The sequence below is a fragment of the Streptomyces sp. NPDC031497 genome, assembly GCF_055580905.1.
This window is the reverse complement of the sequence record NZ_JBVIKO010000005.1, coordinates 41,025-67,331: the sequence shown is the minus strand read 5'-3', so window position 1 is coordinate 67,331 and position 26,307 is coordinate 41,025. Positions and strand designations below refer to the sequence as shown.

Below are 26,307 nucleotides of genomic sequence, written 5' to 3'. Positions count from 1 at the left end.
ATCGTGCACCACGAACAGCTCGACTACCTCGTCATCGGCGCAGGTCCCGCCGGACTCCAGCTCGGACGACTCCTCCAGGCCGCCGGGCACGACCACCGCATCCTGGAGAGCGGCGGCACACCGGGCACCTTCTTCCGCACCTTCCCCCGCCACCGGCAGCTGATCTCCATCAACAAGGTCCACAACGGCACATCGGATCCCGAGCTCAACCTCCGGATGGACTGGAACTCACTCCTGTCCGACGATCCCGACCTGCTGTTCAAGCGCTACTCCAAGCGCTACTTCCCGGCGGCCGACGACATCGTGCGCTATCTCGCCGACTTCGCCGAGGCGTTCAAACTGGACATCGCCTACGACACCCGGGCCGTCCGCATCACGCGCGACGACGGCGGATTCACCGTCACCGACCAGCACGGCGCCGAACACCGCGCCCGCCGCCTGGTCATGGCCACCGGCGTGACACGGCCCTACGTCCCGGACATCCCCGGCATCGAGACGGCCGAGCTGTACCCGGACGTCTCCGTCGACCCTGACGACTTCACCGACCAGCGTGTCCTGATCCTCGGCAAGGGCAACTCGGCCCTGGAGACCGCTGACAACCTTGTCGAGACGGCCGCCGTGATCCATGTGGCGGGACCGCACTCCATCAGACTGGCCTGGAACACCCACTTCGTCGGCCACCTGCGGGCGGTCAACAACAACTTCCTCGACACCTACCAGCTCAAGTCGCTGAACGCCCTGCTGGACGGTCACGTCCAGTCCATCGAGAGGGACGGCGACCGCTATCGCGTCCGGTTCAGTTTCTCCCGGGCCGACGAGGTCGTGAAGGAACTGGCCTACGACCGGGTGATCGTCTGCACGGGCTTCCGCTTCGACGCCTCGCCGTTCGACGAGACGTGCCGTCCCGAACTCGTCATCAAGGACCGCTTCGCCGCGCTGACCCCCGCCTACGAGTCCGTCAACGTGCCCGGCCTGTACTTCGCCGGAACGCTGATGCAGCAGCGCGACTTCAAGAAGTCCACCGGCGGCTTCATCCACGGATTCCGGTACGCCGTACGGGCGTTGAGCCGCATCCTCGACGAACGCCACCACGACCGGCCCTGGCCGCACCGCCCGCTCACCACCGACCCGTCGGCCCTCGCGGACGCGGTGGTGGCGCGGGTCAACCGGAGTTCCGCGCTGTGGCAGCAGTTCGCCGTGATCGGCGACCTGATCGTCACGGAGGACGACGGCACGGCCCGCTACCAGGAGGAAGTCCCCGTCGACTACGCACACTTGAGCGAACTCACCCGTGACCGCGACTACTTCACCGTCACTCTGGAGTACGGGCCCGATCACGACAAGGTCGACCCCTTCGACATCACCGTGCGGCGCACCGCGCAGAACTCCGTCGACGACGCCTTCGACGCGTCGTACCTCCATCCGGTGATCCGGCACTTCCGCGACGGCGCGCTTCTCGGCACCCACCACCTGGCCGAGAACCTGGAGAACCAGTGGGACCACCCGGACGTCCACCACGCCCCGCTCGCCGGCTTCTTCACCAGTGAACTGAAGCCCGAACCGAGGACCGGGCCGGCGGTGAGGCGGCCGTGATGTTCAGCGCGAAGGACTTCGAGACCGCCGCCCGCGACAGACTCGACCCCGTCCACGCCGACTTCGTCGCCGGCGGAGCCCGCGACGAGATCACCGTACGCGCCAACGAGGAGGCTTACAGCAGGCTGCGGCTCCTGCCCCGCGTGCTGCGCGGCCGCGCGGTGCCGGACCTGGACGTCACCCTCTTCGGCGGCCGGGCCCGGACGCCGGTGCTGGTCTCACCCACCGCCTTCCACAGACTCGTGGACCCGGACGGCGAACTGGCCACGGCCCGGGCCGCGGCCGCCGCCGGGGCGATCATGATCGCGAGCATGGCGTCGACCGTCGCCGTCGGAGAGGTCGCCGCCGCGGGCCGCGCCGCGGCCGCACCCGGCGAGATCGTGCCGTTGTGGTTCCAGCTCTACCTCCAGCCCGACCCCGACATCACCGAGGCCCTGGTCCGCCGCGCCACCGACGCGGGCTGCACCGCCCTGGTGGTCACCGTCGACTCCCCGGTGCTCGGGGCGAGCGAGCGCAACCGGCGCAACGGTTTCCATGACCTGCCCGCAGGCCTCCGCTGCGAGAACCTCGTCGACCTCCGCGACGGCGAACGCGGGCACGTCCGCCAGATCGCCATGTCCCCGGAGTTCTCCTGGGACCACATCACCTGGCTGCGCGGGATCACCGAGCTGCCGATCCTCCTCAAGGGCGTCCTGCACCCCGAGGACGCCCGCCTCGCCGTCCGGCACGGCGTGGCCGGCCTGCTGGTGTCCAACCACGGAGGGCGGCAACTGGACACCGTCCCGGCCACGTTGGAGGTGCTGCCCGAGATCGCCGGCGCCGTGGCAGGACGGATTCCCGTGCTGCTGGACGGCGGGATCAGGCGGGGCACCGACGCGGTCAAGGCGCTGGCGCTCGGCGCACGGGCGGTGGGCATCGGCCGCCCCGTGATGTGGGCGCTGGCCGCGGACGGGGAGAAGGGCGTACGGCGGCTGCTGGAACTGCTGCGCGAGGAGATCGAGGACGCGCTGGCCCTGTGCGGGGCGGCGGGGCTCGACGAACTCACCCCGGAACTCGTCCGCCCGGCCTGGGCGGGACGGCACTTCGGCGGAGCGCTCTCATGAGCGCCGCGGGCTGGAGCGCCGTCGTGGCCGCCCTCGCCCTGGTGGCGAGCCTGCCGTACTGGCTGCCGAGGTCGGTCGTCGCCCTGCGCGTGCGCATCTTCGCGTGGGTCAACGGCGAGGAGGGCATCCCCGCCCCCGGCCGTGAAGTGCCCGCCGAGGAGTTCAAGCAGGTGTACGGCCACCCGGCGGCCAACGGCCGCAGTCGCGGTGCCGCCCTGTCCGACCTGTTCTGGTACTGGCTCTCGCCCGGCCCCGAGGTGCACCAGGAGCACCTGGAGCCCGGTCCCCGCTACGACGCCGTGGCCCGCACCACCCGCCAGATCCTCGCCGGCCCGTCCCGCGCCGAGTGGACCGAACTGGTCGGCCGCCGCACCCGGCACGTCCTCGACGAACTCGACGGCCACGCGCGCGTGCACCACGTCCGGCTGCGCGATCTGATGATGCCCGTGTGGGCCGAGGTCTACTACGAGGTCGTCTTCCGCGCCCCCTGTCCGCGCGAGGTACGGGACCTGATCACCGGCAACGCCGACGACGTGGTCAGCGCCCTGAAATGCACCCGGCTGCGCCACATGGACCGCCGGGCCCGCCTCACCGCCCACCTGCGCGAGCGGCTCGCCCACGACCCGCCGCCGGTGCCCCTGCCCGCGCCGCTCACCGAACGGGAGCGGGCGTACTACCTCCAGGGCACCTTCTTCAACACGGCCGTGGTGCAGATGTCGGAGGCCATGGCCCACCTGCTGCTCGTCCTCGCCACCCATCAGGAGGTGCAGGAGCGCCTGAGGTCGGCCGGCCCCGACTACCTCGACCACGTCATCGACGAGACCCTCCAGCACTTCCCGCTGTTCGGCGTGGCCCACCGGATCACCACCGGCGAGATCCCGCGCGACGGCCGCCCCGCCATCCCCGCCGGCTCGGTCCTGCTCTTCAACTACCCCGAGTACCAGCGCTCGGGCACGGCCGGGGCCGAACGCTTCGACCCCGACCGCTGGTTGTCGAAGGAGACCAGGCCCACCGCCGCCATCCCGTTCGGTGTCACCGCCAACCGGCCCTGCCCGGCCCGCGGTTTCGCCGTCCTGACCATGCGGGTCGCGGCCGAGGAGGTGCTATGGCGGTTCCGGCTGGAGTCGTCCGCCGAGCACACCCGCTCGCTGCCCAGCCGCGGCCCCTGCCTCCTGGTCGCGCGCGAGGACAGCGGGTCGCTGCGGCTGCGGCTGCGGCTCGCGGTGATGCGGCTCGCCGACCACTGGGCGAACGTCCCGCGCAGCCTCACCCAGCTGGTCCTCGGCAGCTACATGGTGTGGGACGCCCGCCGCCAGGGCCTGTGCCGCACCTACTTCGCCGCCGCGCCCGGCGACCCGTCCCCGTCCGTCGTCGGCAGCCGGTGAGGGAGAGCGACCATGACACCTGTCGAACTCGCGCCCGCCTTCTTCGCGGCCGTCGTCGTCATCCTGCTCACCTGCCGTGCGGTCGTCGCCGTGAGCGGCCGGTTCGGGCAGCCCCCGGTCGTCGGCGAGATGATCGCCGGTGTGCTGCTCGGCCCGTCGCTGTTCGGGCTGATCGCGCCCGCCGCGTCCGACGCCGTCTTCCCGGCCGAGCTGAAACCGGTGCTGTACGTGGCCGGGCAGATCGGCCTGGTGGCCCTGATGTTCCACGCCGGGTACGAGTTCCGGACCCATGCGGGCCGCGGGCTCGCCGGCACCGCCATGGCCGTGTCGGCCGCCGGGGTCACCCTCCCGCTGGTGCTCGGTCTGGGACTGACACTCGCGGTACACGGGCACGTGGACGTCTTCGTCGACGGCGTCTCGGTCTGGGTGACCGCGGCGTTCGTCGGAGTCGCCCTGGCCATCACCGCCTTCCCGATGCTGGCCCGCATCATCACCGAACGCGGACTGGCCGGCACCCGGTTCGGTTCCCTGTCCCTGGCATCGGGGGCCACCGACGACGTGGTCGCCTGGATCCTGCTGGCCGGAGTGCTCAGCGCGGCCTCGGGCAGGCCGAGCCGGGTGCTGACCGCCGTCGGCGGTTCGCTGCTCTTCGCGGTGGTGCTGTACCTGGTCGGCCGTCCGCTGCTGGCCCGGATCGTGAACCGGCCCGGCCTGCGCGACGACACCAGGCTCCTCGGCACCGTCGCCGTCCTGTTCTGCGCCGCCTGGTTCACCGACCGCATCCAGCTCTACGCCGTGTTCGGGGCGTTCTGCGTGGGCATGGCCATGCCTCGCGGCGAGGAGGCCGAGCGCCTGGTGCGGACCACCCAGCCCGTCACCCAGGTGGTCTTCGTCCCGATGTTCTTCACCTACTCCGGCCTCAACACCCGCTTCGACGTCTTCGCCGACCCCGGCGTGCTGGCGTTCGGCGTGGTGGCCGTCGTGCTCGCCGTGGTCGGCAAGTTCGGCGGCTGCTGGGCGGCGGCCCGCCTCAGACGCGAACCCCCGGCCGTGGCGGTGCGGGTCGGCGCCCTGATGAACGCGCGCGGGCTCATGCAGCTGATCGCGCTGAACATCGGCCTGGCGGCCGGGATCGTCAGCCAGTCCCTGTTCTCGGTCCTGGTGCTGGTGGCCCTGGTGACCACGATCATGACGGCACCTGTCCTATCCTGGCTTGATCGCCGGGACGCGGCCCGGGCGCGCATCGGACCGGCCACAGCGGAGAACCAGGAGGCGGTCCGCACGTAGCCGTCGAACTCCCCTGGCGTAGAAGCTGGTTGACGCGGCCGCCGCACGACGGCAGGCTGTCGCGCAGTGATCACCAGGGAGGCTCGATGACAGGTCCGGTGCTCGCCGTCGACCAGGGCACGTCCGGCACCAAGGCCCTGGTGATCTGCCCCGAACGGGGCGTCATCGGCACCGGATTCGTCGCCATAACACCCCGGCACCTGCCTGGCGGCCTGGTGGAGGCCGACCCCGAGGAGCTGTACGACTCGGTGCTCGTCGCCGGCCGGCGGGCGCTCGCCGAGGCCGGCGAACCGGTCACCGCGCTGGGCCTCGCCAACCAGGGCGAGACCGTGCTGGCCTGGGACCCCGGCACCGGGCGCCCGCTCACCACCGCGATCGTCTGGCAGGACCGCCGGGCCGAGACCGTCTGCGCCGAACTCGCCGAACACGCCGACGAATTACGGGAACTCACCGGCCTGCCCCTGGACCCCTACTTCGCCGCGCCCAAGATGGCCTGGATCCGCCGTCACCTCACCACCGAGGGCGTCGTCACCACCACCGACGCCTGGCTGATCCACCGGCTCACCGGCGCCTATGTCACCGACGCCGCCACCGCCGGCCGCACCCAACTCCTCGATCTGGACCGGGTGCGGTGGTCGCCCCGCGCCCTCGACCTCTACGGACTCTCCGCCGAACACCTGCCCGAGATCGTCGACAACTGCCAACTCATCGGCACGACGAAGGAGTTCGGGCGCGAGATCCCGCTCACCGGACTCGCCGTGGACCAGCAGGCCGCCCTCCTCGCCCAGCGGATCACCGGTCCGGGCGGCGCCAAGTGCACCTACGGCACCGGGGCGTTCCTGCTCGCGCACACCGGTGACACCCCCCGGCACAGCACCTCCGGGCTGGTCAGCTGTGTCGCCTGGCGCCTCGCCGGAGAGACCGGCTACTGCCTGGAGGGCCAGGTGTACACGGCCGCCTCCGCCGTACGCTGGCTCACCGACCTCGGGGTGATCTCCGGTGCCGCCGACCTCGACCGGGTCGGCGGCACCGTCCCCGACACCGGCGGGGTCACCTTCGTCCCCGCGCTGGCCGGGCTCGCCGCTCCCTGGTGGCGCGGCGACCTGCGCGGCTCGCTCACCGGCCTCGGCCTCGACACGGGCCCCGGGCATCTGGTGCGCGCCCTGTGCGAGGGCCTCGCCGCCCAGGTGGTGGAACTCGCCGAAGCCGCCGAGACCGACCTCGGCACCCCGCTGACCGCGCTGCGCGTCGACGGCGGACTCACCCGCTCGGCCCTGCTCATGCAGATCCAGGCCGACCTGCTGCAACGCCCGGTCGAGGTGTCCACACTGCCCGACGCCACCGCCCTCGGGGTGGGCGCCCTGGCCTATCTCGGCACCGACCCCACCGACTTCCTGCCGGACGGGGGACCGTCCGCCGTCTACGAGCCGCGTATCTCCCCGGGCGAGGCCGCCGACCGCCTGGGCACCTTCCGGACAGCTGTCGCCGCCTTGCTCGCACGCGCCGGCGCCGGGGCCGGAGCACCCGGATGACGGTCACCGCCGACGGGCCGCTGCCCGCCGTCCCGTACGACGTGACGGTCGTCGGCGCCGGGGTCGTCGGCAGCGCGATCGCCCGTGAACTGGCCCGTCACCCGCACCTCAGGGCCGCCCTGGTGGAGGCCCAGGACGATGTCGGCCAGGGCACCTCGAAGGCCAACACCGCCCTCCTGCACACCGGTTTCGACGCCCACCCCGGCACCCTGGAGGCCCGCCTGGTCCGGGCGGGCTCCCGGCTCCTCACCGCGTACGCCGCCGAGTCCGGCATCCCGGTCGAGCCGGTCGGCGCCCTGCTGGTGGCCTGGGACGAGGAGCAGCGGTCCGCCCTGCCGGGCCTCGCCCGGCAGGCCGTACGCAACGACCACCACGACACCCGCCTGTTGACCGCCGCCGAGCTGTACGCCCGCGAACCCCGCCTCGGCCCGGGCGCGCTCGGCGCCCTGCACGTACCCGGCGAGAGCATCATCTGCCCCTGGAGCACGACCCTGGCCTACGCCACCCAGGCCGTGCGGGGCGGCGTCGACCTCCACCTCAACTCCCGCGTGGCACAGGTGAGCCGGCACGACGGCCTGCACACCCTGACGACCGCGCGCGGGCCCCTGCACACCCGCCATCTCGTCAACGCGGCCGGCCTGCACGCCGACACCCTCGACCGGCTCCTCGGCCACCGCTCCTTCACCGTCACCCCGCGCCGCGGCCAGCTGATCGTCTACGACAAGCTCGCCCGCGACCTGGTCCGGCACATCCTGCTGCCGGTCCCCACCGCCCTCGGCAAGGGCGTCCTGGTCGCCCCCACCGTCTACGGCAACGTCCTGCTGGGCCCCACCGCCGAGGACCTGGACGACAGGACCGCCACCGGCTCGACCGCCGAGGGGCTGGCGGTCCTGCGCGAGAAGGGCCGCCGGATCCTGCCCGCGCTCCCCGACGAGGAGGTCACCGCCGTCTACGCCGGTCTGCGCGCGGCCACCGAGCACGACGACTACCGCATCTCCACCCACCCCGAACAGGCGTACGTCACCGTCGGCGGCATCCGCTCCACGGGCCTCACCGCCTCGCTCGCCATCGCCGCCCATGTCACCGGACTGCTGCGGGACTCGGGCCTCGACCTGAAGGACCCCGTCGACCTGGAACCGGTCCGGATGCCGAATCTCGGTGAGGCCTTCCCCCGCCCCTACCAGCGGGGCGGCGACGTCATCGTCTGCCACTGCGAGCGCGCGACCCTCGGCGAGATCCGTGCCGCCCTGGTCAGTACGATTCCGCCGCGCAGTCTCGCGGGCCTGCGCCGCCGCACCCGGGCCGGGGCGGGCCGCTGCCAGGGCTTCCACTGCGGGGCCGCCGTACGCGACCTGTTCGAGAGGACCGGGCACACCCGATGACCGTCGAACGCCGGGTCGATGTCCTGGTCGTCGGTGCCGGTCCCGCCGGTCTCGCGGCCGCCGCCCGGCTCGCGGTCGCCGGAGCGGGCCGGGTGGAGGTGCTGGAGCGGGACCAGGAGGCCGGGGGAGTGGCACGGCACTGCGCACACGGCGGATTCGGCACCTGGACCAGGCCGTTGACCGGACCCGGGTACGCCCGCCTGCTCGCCGAGGCGGCCGTGCGGGCCGGAGCGGTGGTCCGTACCGGAGTCACCGCCCTGGACTGGGCCGGGCCGCTCTCCCTGGCCACCGTGGGCGAGCGGGGCCCGGAGACGGTCACCGCACGGGCCGTGGTACTCGCCACCGGCGCTCGCGAACGCCCCCGTACGGCGCGGCTGATCCCGGGCACCCGGCCCGCCGGGGTCTACACCGGAGGAGAACTGCAGCAGGCGGTGCACCGCTACCGGCAGCCGATCGGCGAACGGGCGGTGGTGGTCGGGGCCGAGGACGTGTCGTACGCGGCCGCCGGCACGGTACGGGCCGCGGGCGCCGAGGTCGTCGCGATGCTCACCGACCGGCCGAGCGTCGCCTTTGTCCGTGCCGTCACCGACGTGACGCGCGCCGCCTCCGTCCGTGCCGTGGACGCCCGGCTCCGCTCCCGTGTCCCGCTGCTCACCGGGACCACGGTCACCGAGATCCTCGGGCACGGACGGCTGTCCGGCGTCCGGATCCGGCACCTCGACGGGCGTACGGGAGTCCTGTCCTGCGACACGGTCGTCTTCACCGGGGACTTCGTCGCCGAGGACGAACTGGCCCGCCGGGGCCGGATCACCCTCGCCCACGGGCCGGGCACCGACCGTCCGGGTGTCTTCGCCGTCGGCGGTCTGCCGCACCCGGGCCGGGACGCCCGGACGGCGACCCGGGACGGGGTCCAGGCCGCCGGTGCGGTGCTGGAGTGGCTGGTCAGCCACCCGTGAAGGACCCGTGCCGGCCCGCTCCCGCCGCGAACCGCGCCGCTCCGTCCAGTCCTTCCGCCAACACCGCCATGCCGTGGCGGATCTCGCCGAGCATCGCCGTCGGCTCGTCCAGCCCCTCCTGGTCCAGCACCGACGCCCGGTCGCTGCGCATGCAGGCCTGCGGGAAAGCGGCGATGGACGCGGCGAGTTCCTCCGCCGCCGCGCGGGAACGGCCCGGCGGGACCAGGCGGTCGGCCAGGCCCATCCCGTGCGCCTCGGGTGCCGGGACCGGGCGGCCGGTCAGGATCAGGTCCATGGCCCGGCCGGCGCCGATCAGCCGGGGGAGCCGTACCGTGCCGCCGTCGATCAGGGGCACGCCCCAGCGGCGGCAGAAGACGCCGAACACCGCGTCCTCCTCGGCGACCCGCAGATCGCACCACAGGGCCAGTTCCAGGCCCCCCGCCACGGCGTGCCCGGCGATCGCCGCGATCACCGGCTTGGACAGCCGCAGCCGGGTCGGGCCCATCGGGCCGTCCCCGTCCTCCGCCACCCGGTTGCCGCGCTCGCCGCCCATCGCCTTCAGGTCCGCGCCCGCGCAGAAGGTGCCGCCCTCACCCCACAGCACCGCCACCCGGGCCGCGTCGTCCGCCTCGAACTCCCGGAAGGCGGCGACCAGTCCGGCCGCCGTCGGCCCGTCCACCGCGTTGCGCACCTCGGGCCGGGAGAGCACCACCGTGGTGACAGGACCCTTGCGTTCCAGGCGGACCGGCATGCGATTCCTTCCGTCGGTTCCTTCGGAAGGTCACCCCGTGTCAGATGACCTTCAGTCGCACCAGCGCTCCCAGTGTCAGTGCTCCCGGCAGCAACGGCACCCACACGGTGATGATCCGGTACGCGAGGACGACGGCCGTGGCGACCGCCACCGGGCCGCCCGCGGCCACCAGTGCCACGATCAGCGCCGCCTCCACGGAACCCAGACCGCCCGGCGTGGGGATCAGCGCGACGGCCACCGTGGCCGCCAGGTACGCCAGCGCCATGTGCGCGGGCGGCACCGGCAGGCCCAGTGCCTGCCCCACGGCCACCAGACCGGCCGCCTGGAGCGCGGGGAAGGCGAGCGAGCCGCCCCACAGGGCCAGCGCCCGGGACGGACGGGTGTGCACCGAGCGGGCCTCGTTCAGGGCGGAGCGCACGAAACGGAACACGGGCTCGCGCACCCGCCGTACGAGGAACAGCGCGGCCAGCGCCACGGCGGCGAGCGCGCCGGCGGCGGCCACGATCGGGCCGACCGTCCCGTGCGGGAGCAGGCCGCCGAGGTGCAGCGCGTCCGGGAAGGCCACGAAGAACACGGCCATCAGGCCCACCCGGGCCACCGACTCGGCGAGCAGATACAGGGCGAGCGCGGCCGAGGAGGTGGCGAGCGGCACCCCGCACACGGTCATGAACCGCAGGTTGACCGCGCCGGAGCCCAGTCCCGTCGGCAGCAGGTGGTTGGCGGAGCCGGCCGCGAGCTGGGTCGCAAGGAGCCGCCAGCGGGGCAGTTGCTGGACCACCGCGCCCTGCCGGGTGAAGGCCGCGGCCACCCAGGTCAGACAGGTGGCGGCGCCCGCCGCCAGCAGCCAGGGCCAGGAGGCGTCACGGAGGTGGCCGAAGCCCTCGACGAGGACCGACCAGTGCTGCACCGCGATGACCGCGACGAGCAGGAGCGGAATCAGGGTGAGGATGTGCCGCCAGGGGACATGGCGGGCGAGCCGGGGGAGACGGCCCTCACGGAAGCCGGGGATTCTTACCGCTGTCACACCGGGAGAGGTTTTCCGCGCCGCGCCAACGGCGGGTGGCGGAAGAGGAGACGCCGGATGACAGACGGGAAGCGGGTGGGGGAGGAGGCTCATCTGGGCTTTCACGGGGGCTTGCGCGGAGCCGGGCGGGGCCTTCGGGAGGCTCATCGGGTCCTTCGTACGAGGGGACGGCGAGCGGACATTGACCTCAACGAAGCTTGAGGTCCTACGTTCTTCCTCATGAGTATGGAGACCACCGCCTGGGCGCAACTGCACAGCGTGATGACCGCCCAGCAGGAGCGCCGCCCGTTCGACCGGGCCACACTGCGCCGTATCGTCGCCTTCGCCCGCCCGCACCGGCAAGGCATAGTCCGTTTCGTCCTGCTCGGGGTGGTGACGGCTCTGCTCGCCGTGGCGACCCCGGTGCTGGCAGGCCACGTCGTCGACGCGATCGTGTCGGGGCACGACACCGGCACGATCGTACGGCTGTCGCTGCTGATCGCGGCGGTCGCCGTCGCGGAGGCGGCGCTCGGGGTGCTCGGGCGGCGGCTCTCGGCGACGCTCGGCGAGGGACTCATCCTCGACCTGCGAACGGCTGTGTTCGATCATGTGCTGCGCATGCCCGTCGCGTTCTTCACACGTACTCGTACGGGAGCGCTCGTCAGTCGTCTCAACAACGACGTGATCGGCGCCCAGCGCGCCTTCGCCAACACCCTCTCCGGCGTGGTCAGCAACCTGGTCACGCTGCTCCTGACCCTCGTGGTCATGCTGACCCTGTCCTGGCAGATCACCCTGCTCGCGCTGGTGCTGCTGCCGGTGTTCGTGGTGCCCGCCCGCCGCATGGGCGGCCGGATGGCCCGGATGCAGCGCGAGGCCGCCGAGCTCAACGCGGCCATGGGCACCCGCATGACGGAGCGCTTCTCCGCACCGGGCGCCACCCTGATCAAGCTCTTCGGCCGCCCCGAGGAGGAGTCGGCGGAGTTCTCGGCGCGTGCCGCCCGGGTCCGGGACATCGGAGTGCGCACCGCCACCGCCCAGTCGGTGTTCATGACCGCGCTCACCCTCGTCTCCTCGCTGGCGCTCGCCCTGGTCTACGGCCTCGGCGGCTGGTTCGCGCTGCGCGGCACCCTGGAGCCGGGCGCCGTGGTCTCCCTCGCCCTTCTCCTGACCCGGCTGTACGCCCCGCTCACCGCGCTCGCCGGCGCCCGTGTCGAGGTGATGAGCGCGCTGGTCAGCTTCGAGCGGGTCTTCGAAGTCCTCGACCTGAAGCCCCTGATCGAGGAGAAACCGGCCGCCCGCGAGGTCCCCGAGGGCCCGGTGGCCGTCGAGTTCGAGGACGTCCGCTTCGCCTACCCGGCCGCCGACCAGGTCTCCCTCGCGTCCCTGGAAGAGGTCGCGACCCTGGACGGCCGCGGCGGCGCCGAGGTCCTGCACGGCATCTCCTTCCGTGCCGAACCCGGCCAGACGGTCGCGCTCGTGGGCTCCTCCGGCGCCGGCAAGTCCACCATCGCCCAGCTGCTGCCGCGCCTGTACGACGTCGACGAGGGCGCCGTGCGCATCGGCGGCGTCGACGTCCGCGACCTGACCGCCGGCTCCCTGCGCGCCACCCTCGGCATGGTCACCCAGGACGGCCACCTCTTCCACGACAGCGTCCGCGCCAACCTGCTGCTCGCCCGGCCGGCGGCCACCGACGAGGAGTTGTGGGACGCCGTCGGCCGGGCCCGCCTCGACGAGGTCGTACGGTCCCTGCCGGACGGCCTGGACACGGTGGTCGGCGAGCGCGGCTACCGGCTCTCCGGCGGCGAGCGGCAGCGCATGACCATCGCCCGGCTGCTGCTGGCCCGCCAGCGCGTGGTCATCCTCGACGAGGCCACCGCCCACCTGGACAACACCTCGGAGGCGGCCGTCCAGGAGGCCCTCACCGAGGCGCTGGAGGGGCGCACGGCCGTGGTCATCGCCCACCGGCTGTCCACGGTCCGGGCCGCCGACCAGATCCTGGTGGTCGAGGCCGGCCGGATCGTGGAGCGCGGCACCCATGAGGAACTCCTGCGGGCGGACGGGCGGTACGCCGAACTGCACCGCACTCAGTTCGCGGAAGTGACCACGCCCTGACGGAGCGTTCACATCACCGTCACATTTTCCTATGAGTCGAGGAGGGGAGCGCTCCCCTACTTGACGGCGGTGGTCCGGACCTTTAGCTTCACGCCTTAAACAAAGCCTCACGTGTGTAGCCAACACCCACCTGACCAAAGGGTGTTGGGCCACACCGTGCTGCCACCCCCCGCGTGAAAGGCCACCCCCCGCATATGGCCAGACCCCTGCCCACGGCTGTCTCCATAGCCGCCCTGACCCTCTCCGCAGGCCTGCTCACCGCCGCTCCGGCGCAGGCCGCCACCGGCACCATCACCGGCCTCGCCGGCAAGTGTCTCGATGTCGCCGGCGCCAGCTCCGCCGACGGCACGGCCGTCCAGCTCTACGACTGCAACGGCACGGCGGCCCAGCAGTGGACCGTCGGCAGCGACGGCACCATCCGCGCCCTCGGCAAGTGCCTCGACGTGACCGGCAACTCGACCGCCGACGGCGCCAAGGCCCAGCTGTGGACCTGTAGCGGCGGCGCCAACCAGCAGTGGACGGTCTCCGCCGCCCACGACATCGTCAACCCGCAGGCCAACAAGTGCCTGGACGCCACGGGCAACTCGTCCGCCAACGGCACCCGTGCCCAGATCTGGACCTGCTCGGGCGGCGCCAACCAGAAGTGGACGGCTCCGGCGGCCGGCGGCGGCACCACCCCGTCCTCGCCGATGGCCGTGGCGCCGTACCTGTACAACGGCTGGGGCGACCCGCCGAGCCCGACCACGATCACCAACGCGACCGGCGTGAAGTACTACACGCTCGCGTTCGTCCTCAGCAACGGCTACTGCAACCCGCAGTGGGACGGCAGCCGGGCGCTGACCGGCGGCGTCGACCAGAGCACCATCAACACCGTGCGCGCCAACGGCGGTGACGTCATTCCGTCCTTCGGCGGCTACAGCGGCAACAAGCTGGAGAGCTCCTGCTCCAGCGCGAGCGAGCTGGCGGCGGCCTACCAGAAGGTCATCAACGCCTACGGCGGTCTCAAGGCGATCGACATCGACCTGGAGGCCGACGCCTACAGCAACGGGACCGTGCAGCAGCGGGTCGTGGACGCGCTGAAGACGGTGAAGGCCAACAACTCCGGCCTGAAGGTGTACATCACCATCGGCACCGGCCAGAGCGGCCCCGACACCAGCCTGATCAACCGGGCCGCGTCCTCCGGACTGACCGTCGACGCCTGGGCCATCATGCCGTTCGACTTCGGCGGCGCGGGCCAGAACATGGGCAACCTCACCACCCAGGCGGCCGAGGGGCTCAAGAACGCGCTGAAGAACGCGTACGGCTACAGCGACGACACGGCCTACCGGGACATGGGCATCTCGTCCATGAACGGCATCACCGACAACAGCGAGACCGTGACGGTCGCCGACTTCCGGACCATCCTCGCCTACGCCCAGCAGCACCACCTGGCCCGGCTCACCTTCTGGTCCGCCAACCGCGACCGGCCCTGCACCGGCGGCTCCGCCGACAGCTGCTCCGGCGTGAGCCAGTCCAACTGGGACTACACGCGCGTCTTCGCCGGCTACACCGGCTGAACCCCCGAACAGGAGAACTCGTGCCCAGCCTTCCCCGGCGTCGCAGAGCAACGGCCGCCGCAGCGGTGGCCGTTGTCGCCGCCTCCCTGCTGACCGCGGCCGGCGCGGCCGCGCCCGCGTCCGCCGCCACGCTGCCCACCGGCAACGTCACCCTGCTCAACGCGGCGAGCGGCAAGTGCGTGGACGCCAAGGCGGCCGCCACCGCCGACGGCACCGTCGTCCAGCAGTACGCCTGCAACAACTCCACCGCCCAGCAGTGGAGTTTCACCACCACCAGCGACGGCTACGTCCGCATCAACAACGCCAACAACACCAACGAGGTCCTGGACGTCACCGGCGTCTCCACGGCCGACAGCGCGACCGTGCAGCTGTGGACCTACGGCGGCGGCACCAACCAGCAGTGGCTGCCGGTGGACGACGGCGGCGGCGCCTACCACTTCGTCAACCGCAACAGCGGCAAGTGCCTGGACGACCCCGCTGCTTCCACCGCCGACAGCGTGCAGTTCGTCCAGTACACCTGCAACGGCACCGCCGCCCAGCGTTTCCAGGTCGTGCCCGTGGCTCAGACGAGCAACCCTGATCTGGGCTCCAACGTGGTGATCTTCGACCCGTCGATGTCCGCCGCGACCATCCAGAGCAAGCTGGACTCGATCTTCCAGCAGCAGCAGACCAACCAGTTCGGCTCCCAGCGCTACGCCGTCATGTTCAAGCCGGGCGCCTACAGCGCGGACGTCAACGTCGGCTTCTACACCCAGGTCCTCGGCCTCGGTCTGTCCCCGGACGCGGTCTCGGTCAACGGCGCGGTGCACGCCGAGGCCGACTGGTTCCAGGGCAACGCCACCCAGAACTTCTGGCGCGGCGCGGAGAACCTCTCCGTCAACCCGACGAGCGGCAGCGACCGTTGGGCGGTCTCGCAGGCGTCCGCCTACCGCCGGGTGCATCTGCGCGGCAACCTCGCCCTGGACGACGGCGGCTGGTCCAGCGGCGGCCTGATCGCCGACAGCCAGATCAACGGGCAGGTCAACTCCGGCAGCCAGCAGCAGTGGCTGACCCGCAACTCGCAGCTCGGCAGCTGGACCGGCTCCAACTGGAACATGGTCTTCGTGGGCAGCACGGGCGTGCCGTCCACCACCTTCCCCAGCCCGCCGGACACCACGGTCGCGCAGAGCCCGGTGACCCGTGAGAAGCCGTTCCTGTACGTCGACGGCTCCGGCAACTACCAGGTGTTCGTGCCGTCCACGCGCTCAAACTCCTCGGGCACCAGCTGGAGTTCGGGTTCCGCGGCCGGTTCGTCGCTCTCGCTGGACAGCTTCTACATCGTGAAGCCGGGCGCCACCGCCTCCCAGATCAACGCGGCCCTGACGGCGGGCAAGAACCTCCTGGTCACCCCGGGTGTCTATCACCTCGACCAGACCCTGCAGATCAACCGCGCCGACACCGTCGTCCTCGGCCTCGGCCTCGCCACCTTCGTCCCGGACAACGGCGTCACCGCCATGAAGGTCGCGGACGTCGACGGGGTCAACATCGCGGGCCTGCTCTTCGACGCCGGCACCACCAACTCGTCCACCCTGGTGGAGGTCGGCCCGAGCAACTCCTCGGCCTCGCACGCGGCCGACCCGACCTCGCTGCACGACGTGTACTTCCGGGTCGGCGGTGCGGGCGTCGGCAAGGCCACCACCAGCCTGGTCGTCAACAGCGACAACGTCATCGGCGACCACATGTGGATCTGGCGCGCCGACCACGGCAGCGGAGTCGGCTGGACCAGCAACACCGCCGACACCGGCCTGGTCGTCAACGGCGACAACGTGACGATGTACGGCCTGTTCGTCGAGCACTTCCAGAAGTACCAGACCATCTGGAACGGCAACGGCGGCCGGACGTACTTCTACCAGAACGAGATGCCGTACGACCCGCCCAACCAGGCGGCCTGGATGAACGGCTCGACCCAGGGCTACGCGGCCTACAAGGTCGCCGACTCGGTCACCAGCCACCAGGTGTACGGCCTCGGCAGCTACTGCTACTTCAACGTCAACTCCAGTGTGGTCGCGGCGCACGCCGTCGAGGCACCGAACAACTCGGGCGTCCGCTTCACCAGCATGGTGACGGTCTCCCTCGGCGGCACCGGCACCATCAGCCACGTCATCAACAACACGGGAGGCCCGTCGAACTCCTCGACCAACGTGGCGAACCTCGCCTCGTACCCGTGACCGTCGCTCCCTGAGCGGATCGCGGGTGCCCCGGCGGATCTCCGCCGGGGCACCCGTGTCTTTCAGGACGGAGCGTTGTGCCGGGGCTGTGCCGTCCGCGCCGGGGGCAGGTTCTTGGGCTCCTGAGGGTCCTGGCGGTCCTGGTCGGGCCGGTGACTGCCGCGCAGGGCGGAGGCCACGGCGGAGACCAGGGCCATGCCCGCGGCCACCCCGAACACGATGCCCAGGCCGTGGTGGAACGGACCGGAGACCAGCTGCGGGAAGAAGGTGTGGCCGGTCAGGACGGACCGCTGGGCGCTGGTCACATGGTCCAGGACACCTTCGGAGGAAAGCAGGTGCTCGATCGGGTTGTTGCCGAGGAACGTCGCGAACAGCGTGCTCACCGGCGGCAGTGAGGCGGCGTGCGCGGCGGAGGCGGCCGGCACGCCGTGTGCCATGAGTCCGCTCTTCAGCGTGCCGGGGAGCGAGGAGGCGAGGCCGGAGACCATCAGCGAGAAGAAGACGCCGATGGACAGCGCCGTACCGGAGTTCTGGAAGGTCGAGCGCATGCCCGAGGCGACACCCCGGTACTCGGCCGGGACGCTGCCCATGATGGAGGACGTGTTGGGCGCCGAGAACATGCCCTGGCCCAGCCCGTTGAGCAGCAACAGCGCCGCGAACAGGCCGTAGTCGAAGTCGACGGGCAGCGCGAGCAGCCCCAGGAACGACAGCATGACGACGACCAGGCCGGCGGTGGAGAAGAACCGGGCGCCGAACCGGTCCGACAGATAGCCGGAGACCGGGCCCGCGACGAGGAACCCGAGCGTGAGCGGGAGCATGAAGATGCCGGCCCACAGCGGGGTGTCCTCGAAGTCGTAGCCGTGCAGCGGCAGCCAGATGCCCTGGAGCCAGATGATGAGCATGAACTGCAGGCCGCCGCGCGCGATCGAGGTCAGCAGGGCGGCCACGTTGCCCGCCGCGAACGCCCTGTTCCTGAAGAGCGTCAGGTTGAACATGGGCTCGGCGACCCGCGTCTCGATGACGCAGAAGGCCAGCAGCAGACCGACACCGCCGATCAGGCCGGTCAGCACCCACGGGTTTCCCCAGCCGGTGGCACTGTCGCCGTACGGCTGGATCCCGTACGTGATCCCGGCCAGCAGGATGCCGGCGCCGGTCGCGAAGGTGATGTTGCCCAGCCAGTCGATCCGGCCGGGCCGGCCCGTCGAGGTCTCGCGCAGGCTCAGGTACGACCAGATGGTGCCGGTGATGCTGACCGGGACGCTCACCCAGAACACGGCACGCCAGTCGACGACGGCGAGCAGCCCGCCCGCGAGCAGCCCGAGGAACTGGCCCGCCAGCGCGGTGATCTGGTTGATGCCGAGCGCCATGCCGCGCTGCCGGGCGGGAAAGGCGTCGGTGAGGATGGCGGCCGAGTTGGCGGTGAGCATGGACCCGCCGAAGGCCTGCACGATCCGCCACAGGATCAGCCACATCGCGCCCGCCCCCGCGCGGAACGGATCGAGCGACAGCGCGACCGAGGCAAAGGCGAAGATCAGGAAGCCGAGGTTGTAGATCTTCACCCGCCCGAACATGTCACCGAGCCGCCCGAGCACGACCACGAGGACCGCGGAGACCAGCAGGTACCCCAGGATCATCCAGAGCAGATACCCGATGTTGCCCGGTGCGAGCGGGTCCAGGCCGATGCCGCGGAAGATCGCGGGCAGCGAGATGATCACGATCGACGCGTCCATCGTGGCGATCAGCACACCGAGTGTGGTGTTGGAGAGCGCGACCCACTTGTAGCCCGGCCCGGGAGGGGTGTCCTTGTGGCGGGCCGAGCGCAGGGTGCCGGGCCAGCCGCGCGCGCTCACAGCTGTTCCGCCAGCCGGGCGAGGAGCGGTACGGCCGCTCCGAGGGTCGCGCGCTCCTCGGCGGAGAACGTGTCGAGGACGTTCGCGAGCCGCTGCACCGATTCGGAGCGCCGCTCGGCGAGCATCGCCCGCCCCTCCTCGGTGACGGCCGCGATGCTCCGCCGCCCGTCCGCGGCATCGGGGGTACGGCGGACCAGGCCGCGCTGTTCGAGCTGGGCGAGAGTGGTCGCCATGGCCTGCGGCCGCACCCGCTCCATCTCGGCGAGCGACGTGGGGGAGTCGGGTCCGTCGGCGGCCAGCCGGGCGAGTACGGACACGCCCGAGAGCGATACGTCCCCCACGGCGCGGGCCTGCCGCAGCCGCCGCGTCATACGGCCCACCGCGAGCCGGAGCTCGTAGGCGAGCAGGGAGGCGTCGCTCAGATCGCGTGTACCGCCGGCACCGGAGGATATGTCTGTCTTCACATGTACTAATACTAGGTTTATCAGTCTGGACTGCTCAACCAGCCGTAAGTAAATATGCCGGGCTGTGTGAGAGCGGGTCTCAGCCGCAGGTGAGCCGGCCTGCCGTGGCCTTGGCCGTGAGGATGCGGTGCACGGAGGCCGCGACCGTGGCGCGGAAGGAGGCGCTCGTCGCCATCCGGGCCTGCACGCCCTGCACCATCGCCGGCACCGTCGACGCCTTGACCGTGAGGATCATGTCGCCGCCGGCGGTCAGGAAGCCCACCGCCCGCTGGGCCGGGGTGTAGGCGCGTACCGCGACCGCCTGGCCGATGTCGTCGGAGATGACGACTCCCTTGAAGCCGAACTTGGTGCGCAGCAGCGAGTTGATGACGGTCGGGGAGAACACGGCCAGGTGATTCGGGTCGATCTTGGTGTACTTGGCCGAGGAGACCATCATGAACGGCGTGCCGGCCGCGATCCCGCTGCGGAACGGCTGGAGGCTCGCGCTGGAGGCGGTGGTCACCGAGTCGACGACGTTCGCGGTGGTGTCGGTGTTGCCGGTGACCTGGCCCAGCCCGGGGAAGTGCTTGAAGGTGGTCATGACCCCGGCCGCGCGGAAGCCCGCGGCGAAGGCGCCGGTGCCCGAGGTCACCACGGCGGGGGTGTGGCCGTACTCGCGGTAGTAGCGCCCGATGGGAGCGTTGCGGGTGCCGAGGCTCGCGGGCACCACGTCGGCGACCGGGGCGAGATTGAGGTCGAGGCCCGCCGCCTTGAGCTGCTTGGCCCAGGTCCCGGCGCGGGCACGCAGGGTCGTCGTGCTCCACGTGCCCTGGGTCAGGGCGTTGGGAATGACCGAGAAGCCCGGGCCGCTGAGTACCTGGACCTGTCCGCCTTCCTGGTCGGTGGAGACGAGCAGCCCGACCCGGTGGCCGGCGACCGTGTCCGCCTGCGCGCGCACCCCGTCGACGACCTTCCTCGTCGCCGTGGTGCCGGCGGTGCTGCGCCCGGTCAGCATGACGGACCCGACATGGTAGGTACGCAGGGTGCGCAGGTCCGTGGTGCTGGGGCGGGCGGCGGCGACCCCGCCCATGAACAGCTGGCCGACCCGCTGTGCCTGGGTCATTCCCGCATAGACCGTGTCGGCGCAGGTGGTGGCGGACACGCGGTGGGCTTCCTCCCCGGCGGCCGGCGCGCTGCACGCGCCGACGGCGACCAAGGTGGTGGCGAGCCCGACGGCGGTGCGCCGGGCAGCGGAGCCCCGGCCCGCGGGCCGGCGGACAGGTGTCGCCATGATGCGCTCCTGACTCGTGGGAGGTGCAGGCCACGGGGACCGGCCGGCCGACGCACGGCAGCGCACCCTGCGTGGCTCGAAGCCGCCCCAGCGGATCACGTTACGCCGAACGGGTGCGGTGCGCGCTGTGGCCGGGCCGATGGCCGGCGACTCCACCGCTGGGACGACCGCACCGGCCGACGGCCGTCAGCCGAACAAGGCCAGCCGGGCGGTGACGCGCTTGCCCACGGGCTCCCGTCGTGCCTCGAAGCCCTGCACGACCGCCAGCACGATCTCCAGTCCGTGCTGGCCCACCCGTCCGGCGTCGGTCACCCGGGCCAGCGGAAGGGTCGGATCGGTGTCCCACACCTCGATCTTCATCGTGTCCCCGGCCACACCCAGGCGCAGCAGCACCGGTCCCGGCGCGTACTTCAGGGCGTTGGTGACGAGCTCGCTGACCACCAGTTGCGCCAGCTCCAGAGTCCGGGCCGGCACCCGCAGTCCCTGCTCGGACTCGGCGCGCGTCAGGAACTCCCATGTCCGGCTCCGCGCGTCGGCGATACAGCCGTCCGCCCCGTCCAGAGCGATGGCGGCATCGGCAGGTGCGGCGTCCGCCGTCCGGAAACACTCCTCGGGTGCGACGGACTTCCTGCCGGCGAACTGCGATACCCCGTTCATGGACCCGCGTCTACCCGGAGATCCGCCGGGTCACTCCCACGCCGCCCGGATCCGGTTGCCCGTCCCGTGCATCGCACTCCGCATCCCTGGGCACGTTGGCTGCAGACAGGTGGCGCGGCCCGGACCGAGGGGGCGGAGGACGCACGTGGCAGACGAGCGAAAAGCAATGGATCACGGCGAGCTGTCGGTCACCCGGACCGACGTCGACGGCATCACCGTACTCGGCCTCCGCGGCGAGATCGACTACGAGAGTGCGGGCGCCCTGACCCGGGCCATGCCTCCGGCGGACCCCACCGCCGGCTCGCGGATCGTCGTCGATCTGAGCGGGGTCACCTTCATGGATTCCAGCGGGATCAACGCCCTGATCGCCGCCCACCAGGCGACCCGGGCCGCGCAGGGATGGCTGCGTCTCGCGGGCGTCCGGGACTCCGTGCTGCGCACCGTGCAGCTGGTGGGACTCGACACCCTCGCCACCTGCCACCCGACCGTGCGGGACGCCATCGCGGCGTGACGACGAGGCCGGTCTCCCTCCCGGCCGCCTACGGCGAACCTTCCCGGGTACCCCGGACCGGCTTCGGTATTCCGCCCTTCGCACCCCTGAATGCGGTGCGCTGCTCTCCTACGCGCCAGGCTTTGGTTGTCGGCCGACAACTGAGTTAATCTGCGACCGATTTTCCCAACGGACGAGGCCGCCGAACGCGGAATCGCCGCTGGTGGGCGGAGCTCTACGGCTCCGGCGAGGTTTCGGGTCCTCGGGGTGGGGACTCTGGGGAGCGGAACGAGGGTGTGCATGAGCGGCATGTCGATGGACGCCCAGGTCAAGGGACCGGGCGAGCAGGAGCTGCGGCAGCTGCTGGCCGGCCTGACGGCGGTACGGGATGGTGACTTCGGCACCCGGCTGCCCTCCGACGGACAGGGCCTGCTCGGCGACATCGCCACGGTCTTCAACGGCATGGTCGACCAGCTGTCCCTGTTCACCTCCGAAGTGACGCGGGTGGCACGCGAGGTGGGCACCGAGGGCACGCTGGGCGGTCAGGCGCAGGTCCCGGGGGTCTCCGGCACCTGGGCGGATCTGACCGATTCCGTCAACGCCATGGCGGGCAACCTGACCACGCAGGTCCGTGACATCGCCCAGGTGGCCACGGCGGTGGCGAGAGGCGATCTGTCCCAGAAGATCGACGTGCCCGCGCGCGGGGAGATCCTCCAGCTGAAGGAGACCGTCAACACGATGGTCGACCAGCTCTCCGCCTTCGCCGACGAGGTCACCCGCGTCGCCCGCGAGGTGGGCAGCGAGGGACGTCTGGGCGGCCAGGCGCAGGTTCCCGGCGTCGGCGGTGTCTGGCGGGACCTGACCGATTCGGTCAACTTCATGGCCGGGAACCTCACCTCCCAGGTCCGCAACGTCGCCCAGGTGACGACCGCGGTGGCGCAGGGCGATCTCTCGCAGAAGATCACCGTCGATGCCCGCGGTGAGATCCTGGAGCTCAAGAACACCATCAACACGATGGTCGACCAGCTCTCCGCCTTCGCCGACGAGGTCACCCGCGTCGCCCGTGAAGTGGGCACCGAAGGCCGTCTCGGCGGCCAGGCGGACGTCAAGGGGGTCAAGGGCACCTGGCGCGACCTGACGGACTCCGTGAACTTCATGGGGGGCAACCTCACCTCCCAGGTCCGCAATGTCGCCCAGGTGGCCACCGCGGTGGCGCAGGGCGATCTCTCGCAGAAGATCACGGTGGATGCCCGGGGCGAGATCCTCGAACTGAAGAACACCATCAACACGATGGTCGACCAGCTCTCCGCCTTCGCCGACGAGGTCACCCGGGTGGCCCGCGAGGTCGGCACCGAGGGCAACCTCGGCGGCCAGGCCATCGTGCCGGGCGTGTCGGGGACGTGGAAGGACCTCACGGACAACGTCAACGTGATGGCGTCCAACCTGACCGGGCAGGTCCGGTCGATCGCCCAGGTCGCCACGGCAGTCGCGCGCGGCGACCTCTCGCAGAAGATCACCGTAGAGGCCAAGGGCGAGGTCGCCGCGCTGGCGGACGTCATCAACACCATGGTCGACACGCTGTCGGCGTTCGCCGACGAGGTCACCCGGGTGGCGCGCGAGGTGGGCACCGAGGGACGTCTCGGCGGTCAGGCCCATGTGCCGAACGTGGCCGGGACCTGGAAGGACCTGACGGACAACGTCAACTCCATGGCCAACAACCTCACCGGGCAGGTCCGCAACATCGCCCTGGTGACGACCGCGGTGGCCGGCGGCGACCTGTCGAAGAAGATCGACGTGGACGCCCGGGGCGAGATCCTGGAGCTGAAGACCACCATCAACACGATGGTCGACCAGCTGTCGTCGTTCGCCGCCGAGGTCACCCGCGTCGCCCGCGAGGTGGGCAGCGAGGGACGGCTGGGCGGCCAGGCCGAGGTGGAGGGTGTCGAGGGCACCTGGAAGCGGCTCACGGAGAACGTCAACGAACTGGCCGGGAACCTCACCCGGCAGGTGCGGGCGATCGCCGAGGTCACCAGCGCCGTCGCGGAGGGCGATCTGACCCGCTCCATCACCGTGGTGGCGTCGGGCGAGGTCGCCGACCTCAAGGACAACATCAACTCCATGGTGGAGTCCCTGCGCGAGACCACCCGGGCCAACCAGGAACAGGACTGGCTCAAGACCAACCTCGCCCGAATCTCCGGCCTGATGCAGGGCCACCGCGACCTGCCCGTGGTCGCCGAGCTGATCATGGACGAGCTGACCCCGCTGGTGTCGGCCCAGTACGGCGCCTTCTACCTGGCGGAGGACACCGAGCGCGGCCAGGAACTGCGCCTGGTGGGCTCGTACGGCTATCCGGACGACACCGAGCGGCCCACCCGTATCCCGGTCGGACGTTCCCTGGTCGGACAGGCCGCGCGCAACCGGCGGGTCATCATCGTCGAGGAACTGCCGGAAGGCTATGTCACCATCTCCTCCGGACTCGGGCAGGCCGTGCCCAGTGCCCTGGTGGTGCTGCCCATCGTGGTCGAGGAGCAGGTCCTCGGCGTCATCGAACTGGCCTCGCTGACCCGCTTCACCCAGATCCACCAGGACTTCCTCACCCAGCTGGTGCCGACCGTCGGCGTCAACCTCAACACCATCGTGGCCAACGCCCGCACCGACGAGCTGCTGGGGGAGTCCCAGCGGCTCACCTCCGAACTGCAGGCCAGGTCGGAGGAGCTGCAGGTGCAGCAGGACGAACTGCAGCGCTCCAACGCCGAGCTGGAGGAGAAGGCGTCCCTGCTGGCCTCCCAGAACCGTGACATCGAGGCGAAGAACCTGCAGATCGAGCAGGCGCGGCAGGAACTGGAGACCCGTGCGCAGCAGCTGGCGCTGGCCTCCAAGTACAAGTCGGAGTTCCTGGCCAACATGAGCCACGAGCTGCGCACCCCGCTCAACAGCCTGCTGATCCTGGCCCAGTTGCTGGCGCAGAACCCCTCGCGCAACCTCACCCCGAAGCAGGTCGAGTACGCGGGCATCATCCACTCGGCGGGCTCGGACCTGCTGCAGCTGATCAACGACATCCTCGACCTCTCCAAGGTGGAGGCCGGCAAGATGGACGTGGCGCCCGAGCGGGTCCCGCTGCGCCAGCTGCTGGAGTACGTCGAGGCGACGTTCCGGCCGATGACCACCCAGAAGAGCCTGGAGTTCACGGTGGCCACCGCCACCGGCACGCCCGCCGACCTGCTCACCGACGACTCCCGGCTGCGCCAGATCCTGCGCAACCTGCTGTCCAACGCCGTGAAGTTCACCGAACAGGGCGGCGTCCAGCTGCGGATCGAACCGGCCGCCGACCGGGAGGTGCCGCCGGGTGTCCTGCGCGGCGGTCCGGTGGTGGCCTTCCGGGTCGTCGACACCGGCATCGGCATCCCGCACCAGCAACTGGAGACGATCTTCGGGGCCTTCCAGCAGGCCGACGGGACCACCAGCCGCAAGTACGGCGGCACCGGCCTCGGCCTGTCCATCACCCGGGAGATCGCCCACCTGCTCGGCGGCGCCGTCACCGTGGACAGCACTCCCGGTCAGGGCAGCACGTTCACGCTGTACCTGCCCGTCGCGCGCGCCGACTTCGAGGAGCTGCTGGAGACCGGCGGGCGGCCGGTGGAGCAGCCCCGCGCCGTGACCGCCTCCGAGGTGGCACCGGCGCCCCGGCTGCTGTCCGCCGCCGTGCCGGTCCCCGAGCACCGCAGGCGCCGGCTCCTGGTGATCGAGGAGCGCCCGCGTGGTCTGCTCGCCCTGGTCGCCGAGCGGGCCGTCGCGGACCTCACGCAGGATCCCGGCGACCCGCACGGGGCGATCGACCTCATCACCGCCGTAGGGGCGCAGGAGGCGGCGAGCACGCTGGCCGCCGAGCCCTGCCACTGCGTCGTCCTGGAACTCGGCATGCCCGGCAAGGAGGGCGCCGACTTCCTGGAGGCCATGCGCGGCGACTCCGCACTGGCCAGCGTGCCCGTCCTGGTGCACACCGGGCACCGGGTGGATCTGGCCCAGGAGCAGGCGCTGCGTGCCCTCGCGGGTGGCCGGCCGCTGGACTTCCTGTCCAGTCTGGACGAGCTGCGCGAGCGCATCACCCTGCACCTGTCCGCCGAACAGCCCGGTGACGTGCTGTCGCTGGTGCGCGCCGAGGAGCCGAACCGCCCGGCCGCGCAGGTGGTCGACGACTCCTTCCTCGGCCGGACGGTCCTGGTGGTCGACGACGACGCACGCAACCTCTTCGCCCTCAGCGGAGTGCTGGAACTGCACGGCTTCCAGGTCCTGCACGCCGACAACGGCCGCAAGGGCATCGAGATGCTGCTCGCCCACCCGGACGTCTGCCTGGTGCTGATGGACGTGATGATGCCGGAGATGGACGGCTACTCCGCCACCGCGGAGATCCGCGCCATGCCCCAGTACGCGGAGTTGCCCATCATCGCCGTCACCGCCAAGGCGATGCCGGGCGACCAGGAGAAGAGCCTCGCCTCGGGGGCCAACGACTACATCACCAAGCCCGTCGACACGAACGACCTCATCGCCCGCGTCCGTCGCTGGCTGGCCGTGTGACAACGAGCCACCGCCACCGCGTCCACCCGACGGCCGCGTAGCGCCCCGGGGCGTCCCAGCCCAGAAACAGGCCCACCGTGAGTGATCTCCGTCCATCGCCCGAACATCCCGAACCGCCCGGTTCCGACGACCTG

The 26,307-nt window shown here is 71.4% G+C and carries 17 protein-coding genes and 1 pseudogene; 12 read left to right on the top strand and 6 right to left on the bottom strand.

The window, feature by feature from the left end; translation table 11 throughout:
* Positions 1-3: 3 nt before the first annotated feature.
* The 7 genes and pseudogenes from ACZ5K7_RS11675 to ACZ5K7_RS11645 all read left to right on the top strand — a co-directional run.
* Positions 4-1,593, top strand: coding sequence for an NAD(P)-binding domain-containing protein (locus ACZ5K7_RS11675; RefSeq protein ID WP_468912686.1), 1,590 nt, complete (start codon positions 4-6; stop codon positions 1,591-1,593).
* Positions 1,593-2,696 (top strand): alpha-hydroxy acid oxidase, encoded by a 1,104-nt coding sequence (locus ACZ5K7_RS11670; RefSeq protein WP_468912684.1) that lies wholly within the window; start codon positions 1,593-1,595, stop codon positions 2,694-2,696. The genes ACZ5K7_RS11675 and ACZ5K7_RS11670 overlap by 1 nt, the downstream gene beginning before the upstream one ends.
* Positions 2,693-4,081 (top strand): cytochrome P450, encoded by a 1,389-nt coding sequence (locus ACZ5K7_RS11665; protein WP_468912682.1) that lies wholly within the window; start codon positions 2,693-2,695, stop codon positions 4,079-4,081. Before ACZ5K7_RS11670 ends, ACZ5K7_RS11665 begins: the two co-directional genes overlap by 4 nt.
* A gap of 12 nt (positions 4,082-4,093) precedes the next feature.
* A complete protein-coding gene (locus ACZ5K7_RS11660; protein ID WP_351703481.1) occupies positions 4,094-5,368 on the top strand; it encodes a cation:proton antiporter in 1,275 nt (424 codons plus the stop codon).
* An 86-nt stretch (positions 5,369-5,454) separates the two neighbouring features.
* Positions 5,455-6,900: an FGGY family carbohydrate kinase gene (locus ACZ5K7_RS11655; protein ID WP_468912679.1), complete on the top strand. Its 1,446-nt coding sequence runs from the start codon at positions 5,455-5,457 to the stop codon at positions 6,898-6,900.
* On the top strand, positions 6,897-8,282 hold the full coding sequence (locus tag ACZ5K7_RS11650) for an FAD-dependent oxidoreductase (protein WP_468912677.1): 1,386 nt from the start codon (positions 6,897-6,899) through the stop codon (positions 8,280-8,282). Before ACZ5K7_RS11655 ends, ACZ5K7_RS11650 begins: the two co-directional genes overlap by 4 nt.
* A pseudogene (locus tag ACZ5K7_RS11645) lies at positions 8,279-9,223 on the top strand (NAD(P)/FAD-dependent oxidoreductase); the annotation flags it as partial. The gene ACZ5K7_RS11650 and the pseudogene ACZ5K7_RS11645, both read left to right, overlap by 4 nt.
* A gap of 1 nt (position 9,224) precedes the next feature.
* On the opposite strand, the gene ACZ5K7_RS11640 reads toward ACZ5K7_RS11645, so the two are convergent.
* Together ACZ5K7_RS11640 and ACZ5K7_RS11635 are read right to left on the bottom strand one after the other, a co-directional pair.
* Positions 9,225-9,989 carry a crotonase/enoyl-CoA hydratase family protein gene (locus ACZ5K7_RS11640; protein WP_468912675.1) on the bottom strand — a complete coding sequence of 255 codons (765 nt, stop codon included), beginning with the start codon at positions 9,987-9,989 and terminating at the stop codon, positions 9,225-9,227.
* A gap of 40 nt (positions 9,990-10,029) precedes the next feature.
* Complete coding sequence (locus ACZ5K7_RS11635; RefSeq protein ID WP_351703493.1) at positions 10,030-11,013, bottom strand: lysylphosphatidylglycerol synthase transmembrane domain-containing protein; 984 nt, start codon at positions 11,011-11,013, stop codon at positions 10,030-10,032.
* Between the two features lie 225 nt (positions 11,014-11,238).
* On the opposite strand from ACZ5K7_RS11635, the gene ACZ5K7_RS11630 reads away from it, so the two are divergent.
* From ACZ5K7_RS11630 to ACZ5K7_RS11620, 3 genes are all read left to right on the top strand, one after another.
* Positions 11,239-13,104, top strand: a complete 1,866-nt coding sequence (locus ACZ5K7_RS11630) for an ABC transporter ATP-binding protein (protein ID WP_468913240.1) — start codon at positions 11,239-11,241, stop codon at positions 13,102-13,104.
* Positions 13,105-13,298: 194 nt separating this feature from the next.
* Complete coding sequence (locus tag ACZ5K7_RS11625) at positions 13,299-14,660, top strand: RICIN domain-containing protein (protein WP_351703496.1); 1,362 nt, start codon at positions 13,299-13,301, stop codon at positions 14,658-14,660.
* Positions 14,661-14,680: 20 nt separating this feature from the next.
* A complete protein-coding gene (locus ACZ5K7_RS11620) occupies positions 14,681-16,867 on the top strand; it encodes an RICIN domain-containing protein (protein WP_351703499.1) in 2,187 nt (728 codons plus the stop codon).
* A 62-nt stretch (positions 16,868-16,929) separates the two neighbouring features.
* Here ACZ5K7_RS11620 and ACZ5K7_RS11615 read toward each other — a convergent pair whose 3' ends face one another.
* From ACZ5K7_RS11615 to ACZ5K7_RS11600, 4 genes are all read right to left on the bottom strand, one after another.
* Positions 16,930-18,597, bottom strand: a complete 1,668-nt coding sequence (locus ACZ5K7_RS11615; RefSeq protein ID WP_468913238.1) for an MFS transporter — start codon at positions 18,595-18,597, stop codon at positions 16,930-16,932.
* 116 nt (positions 18,598-18,713) lie between these two features.
* Positions 18,714-19,181: a MarR family winged helix-turn-helix transcriptional regulator gene (locus tag ACZ5K7_RS11610; RefSeq protein WP_468912672.1), complete on the bottom strand. Its 468-nt coding sequence runs from the start codon at positions 19,179-19,181 to the stop codon at positions 18,714-18,716.
* A 79-nt stretch (positions 19,182-19,260) separates the two neighbouring features.
* Positions 19,261-20,451 carry a glycoside hydrolase family 3 N-terminal domain-containing protein gene (locus ACZ5K7_RS11605; protein ID WP_351703505.1) on the bottom strand — a complete coding sequence of 397 codons (1,191 nt, stop codon included), beginning with the start codon at positions 20,449-20,451 and terminating at the stop codon, positions 19,261-19,263.
* A gap of 186 nt (positions 20,452-20,637) precedes the next feature.
* A complete protein-coding gene (locus tag ACZ5K7_RS11600) occupies positions 20,638-21,108 on the bottom strand; it encodes an ATP-binding protein (RefSeq protein ID WP_351703508.1) in 471 nt (156 codons plus the stop codon).
* Positions 21,109-21,253: 145 nt separating this feature from the next.
* On the opposite strand from ACZ5K7_RS11600, the gene ACZ5K7_RS11595 reads away from it, so the two are divergent.
* Together ACZ5K7_RS11595 and ACZ5K7_RS11590 are read left to right on the top strand one after the other, a co-directional pair.
* Positions 21,254-21,619: an STAS domain-containing protein gene (locus tag ACZ5K7_RS11595; RefSeq protein ID WP_351703511.1), complete on the top strand. Its 366-nt coding sequence runs from the start codon at positions 21,254-21,256 to the stop codon at positions 21,617-21,619.
* Positions 21,620-21,898: 279 nt separating this feature from the next.
* The gene (locus ACZ5K7_RS11590) at positions 21,899-26,173 is read left to right on the top strand and encodes a HAMP domain-containing protein (protein ID WP_351703514.1); all 4,275 of its coding nucleotides are present in this window, start codon (positions 21,899-21,901) and stop codon (positions 26,171-26,173) included.
* Positions 26,174-26,307: the final 134 nt, after the last annotated feature.

Bases quoted from the DNA above. Each gene is read 5' to 3' on its own strand.
- ACZ5K7_RS11670 (WP_468912684.1), top strand. From the start codon at position 1,593: ATGTTCAGCGCGAAGGACTTCGAGACCGCCGCCCGCGACAGACTCGAC.
- ACZ5K7_RS11665 (WP_468912682.1), top strand. From the start codon at position 2,693: ATGAGCGCCGCGGGCTGGAGCGCCGTCGTGGCCGCCCTCGCCCTGGTG.
- ACZ5K7_RS11660 (WP_351703481.1), top strand. From the start codon at position 4,094: ATGACACCTGTCGAACTCGCGCCCGCCTTCTTCGCGGCCGTCGTCGTC.
- ACZ5K7_RS11655 (WP_468912679.1), top strand. From the start codon at position 5,455: ATGACAGGTCCGGTGCTCGCCGTCGACCAGGGCACGTCCGGCACCAAG.
- ACZ5K7_RS11650 (WP_468912677.1), top strand. From the start codon at position 6,897: ATGACGGTCACCGCCGACGGGCCGCTGCCCGCCGTCCCGTACGACGTG.
- ACZ5K7_RS11640 (WP_468912675.1), bottom strand. From the start codon at position 9,989: ATGCCGGTCCGCCTGGAACGCAAGGGTCCTGTCACCACGGTGGTGCTC.
- ACZ5K7_RS11630 (WP_468913240.1), top strand. From the start codon at position 11,239: ATGGAGACCACCGCCTGGGCGCAACTGCACAGCGTGATGACCGCCCAG.
- ACZ5K7_RS11625 (WP_351703496.1), top strand. From the start codon at position 13,299: ATGGCCAGACCCCTGCCCACGGCTGTCTCCATAGCCGCCCTGACCCTC.
- ACZ5K7_RS11615 (WP_468913238.1), bottom strand. From the start codon at position 18,597: ATGGACGCGTCGATCGTGATCATCTCGCTGCCCGCGATCTTCCGCGGC.
- ACZ5K7_RS11605 (WP_351703505.1), bottom strand. From the start codon at position 20,451: ATGGCGACACCTGTCCGCCGGCCCGCGGGCCGGGGCTCCGCTGCCCGG.
- ACZ5K7_RS11600 (WP_351703508.1), bottom strand. From the start codon at position 21,108: ATGAACGGGGTATCGCAGTTCGCCGGCAGGAAGTCCGTCGCACCCGAG.
- ACZ5K7_RS11590 (WP_351703514.1), top strand. From the start codon at position 21,899: ATGAGCGGCATGTCGATGGACGCCCAGGTCAAGGGACCGGGCGAGCAG.